The sequence below is a fragment of the Aeromonas sp. QDB23 genome, assembly GCF_027707745.1.
Taxonomy (GTDB): Bacteria; Pseudomonadota; Gammaproteobacteria; order Enterobacterales; family Aeromonadaceae; genus Aeromonas; species Aeromonas allosaccharophila.
This window is the reverse complement of the sequence record NZ_JAPCJA010000122.1, coordinates 1-2975: the sequence shown is the minus strand read 5'-3', so window position 1 is coordinate 2975 and position 2975 is coordinate 1. Positions and strand designations below refer to the sequence as shown.

At 45.1% G+C, this 2975-nt stretch carries 1 pseudogene; it reads left to right on the top strand.

The window, feature by feature from the left end:
• Nucleotides 1-77 precede the first annotated feature (77 nt).
• Nucleotides 78-2840 (top strand): annotated as a pseudogene (locus PG888_RS22630) (nitrate reductase subunit alpha); the annotation flags it as partial.
• Nucleotides 2841-2975 lie beyond the last annotated feature (135 nt).

Below are 2975 nucleotides of genomic sequence, written 5' to 3'. Positions count from 1 at the left end.
TACCTGAAGCAACACCGCTTATATACCCGCACACTTGGAATTATTTGAGTCTCTAAAAATGAGGGGATCTCTGAGCTATGGGCCATGTCATTTTGAACGAGTTCCACGTTCAACATAAAAATGAATATTTTGTTAGTTACGCAAGGAAATATACCGATTTTCCGATGTTGGTCAGATTGACCAAACGACCAGATGGTAGCTATGAAGCAGGACGCTTCCTGAGAGCATCAGATTTGGTCAATAACATAGGTGAACAGAACAACCCTGAATGGAAGACCATAGCGATTGATGAGGTTTCTGGTGATCTGGTCGCGCCACAAGGGTCGATTGGCTATAGATGGGGAGAGGATGGAAAGTGGAATCTTGAAGAGACCGCTGGGCAGTCCAAGACACCAGTCACTTTGTCTGTTGGAATAAAGGAACCTCAACATTTAGTTGAGGTGGCTTTCCCATATTTTGGTGGATTGGAAAGTGAGCATTTCACACCTGTTGAATTAGAAGAAGTTATCAGAAGAAAAATTCCAGCTAAATCCATCGTGTTGGCAGATGGAAGCCAAGAATTTGTGACCACCGTCTACGATCTCACCGTGGCTAACTATGGTGTAGAAAGAGGGTTTGATGACCCTAGCAGCGCACATACCTATAAGGAAGTGAAGGCATATTCACCCGCTTGGGCAGAAAAAATAACGGGTGTACCACAAGATGAGATTATCCGCATCGCTCGTGAGTTTGCTGACAATGCAGCCAAAACACATGGGCGCTCAATGATCATCGTTGGTGCAGGCATGAACCACTGGTATCACATGGATATGAATTACCGTGGTTTGATTAACATGCTGGTATTCTGTGGTTGCGTAGGACAGAGCGGTGGTGGATGGGCTCACTACGTAGGGCAAGAGAAGCTTCGTCCCCAGACGGGCTGGCAACCGTTGGCATTTGGCCTAGATTGGCAAAAGCCTCCACGCCACATGAATGGTACGTCTTTCTTCTATAACCACTCTAGTCAATGGCGATATGAGAAGTTAGATGCCCAAGAATTGCTTTCACCTTTAGCTGATGCAAGTAAATATAGTAAGCATCTCATTGATATGAACGTGAAAGCAGAGCGGCTGGGTTGGCTTCCTTCAAGCCCTCAGCTGAATACTAATCCACTGAGTATTGCTGAACAGGCAAAAGCGCTTGGGGTAAGCCCTGTAGAGTTCACGGTTAACTCGCTGAAGGACGGCAGTATTCGTTTTGCTGCTGAGTGTCCCGAAGATCATTATCCACGCAATATGTTTATTTGGAGATCAAACCTTCTTGGGTCTTCAGGTAAAGGTCATGAATACATGCTCAAGTACCTGTTGGGCACAGAACATGGCATTCAAGGAAAAGATCTCGGCTCATTCAGTGATAGCAAACCATCTGAAGTTGATTGGAAAGATACCCCAACCCAAGGCAAGCTTGATCTCGTTGTGACTCTAGATTTTCGGATGTCGAGTACCTGTCTGTTTTCAGACATCGTGTTGCCTACTGCAACCTGGTATGAAAAAGATGATATGAATACCTCGGATATGCATCCATTCATCCATCCATTGTCAGCAGCTGTAGATCCAGCCTGGGAAGCAAAATCCGACTGGGAAATTTATAAGGCAATTGCAAAAGCGTTTTCTGAGCTCTGTAAAGGACATCTTGGCGTTGAAACCGATGTGGTTACATTGCCAATGCAGCATGACTCTCCAGCAGAAATAGCCCAAGCGTTTGAAGTAAAAGACTGGAAATTGGGTGAATGTGATCTCATTCCAGGAAAAACTGCACCACATATAATGACCGTTGAGCGCGATTATCCTAACACCTACGCAAGATTTACATCGTTAGGCCCACTCCTTGATAAGCAAGGAAATGGTGGCAAGGGTATTAATTGGAACACAGAAACCGAAGTAGACCTTCTTAAAAAACTTAACTACACACACCATGATGGCGCGAATGCTGGGCGGCCAAAGATTGACACTGCAATTGATGCGGCTGAAGTAATTCTTACTTTAGCCCCAGAGACTAATGGTCATGTGGCTGTTAAGGCTTGGAATGCATTAAGTAAGCTGACTGGCCGAGAACATGCACATCTTGCTATCAACAAGGAAGAGGAAAAAATTCGTTTCCGTGACATTCAGGCTCAGCCGAGAAAAATCATATCTAGCCCAACATGGTCTGGTTTGGAAGACGAGCATGTCTCGTATAACGCAGGTTATACAAACGTTCATGAGCTAATTCCATGGCGAACCATTACTGGTCGTCAACAGCTGTATCAGGATCACCAATGGATGCGTGATTTTGGCGAAAGTCTCATTTCATATCGACCACCAATCAATACCCAGACTATTAAAAATATTATGGGTAAGAAGGGTAACGGTAACAAAGAGAAAGCTCTGAACTGGATCACTCCGCACCAGAAATGGGGTATCCACTCAACATACAGCGAAAACTTGTTGATGCTTACACTGTCTCGGGGTGGGCCAATTGTTTGGATAAGTGAAGATGATGCTAAAGATCTAAAAATTGAGGATAACGACTGGATAGAGGCATTTAATATCAATGGTTCATTAACTGCTCGTGCAGTGGTGAGTCAGCGCGTCCCTGCTGGAATGGTAATGATGTATCACGCTCAAGAGCGCCTGGTGAATATTCCAGGCTCCGAAATAACAGGACAACGTGGTGGGATTCATAACTCCGTTACTCGTGTCTGTCCTAAACCAACTCATATGATTGGCGGATATGCACATCAGGCTTATGGGTTCAACTATTATGGCACAGTGGGCTCTAACCGTGATGAGTTTGTTGTCGTCCGCCGCATGAATCAGGTTAAATGGCTTGATGACGAAAATAATGACTATACACAGGCTGACAATATGTACAGTAACAAGGTAACCGTTCACCGGGACGGTGTTGACAGCACCAACTCCTCCGGGAACGGGTAGTCGGTTTTCTCGATGCAGGAC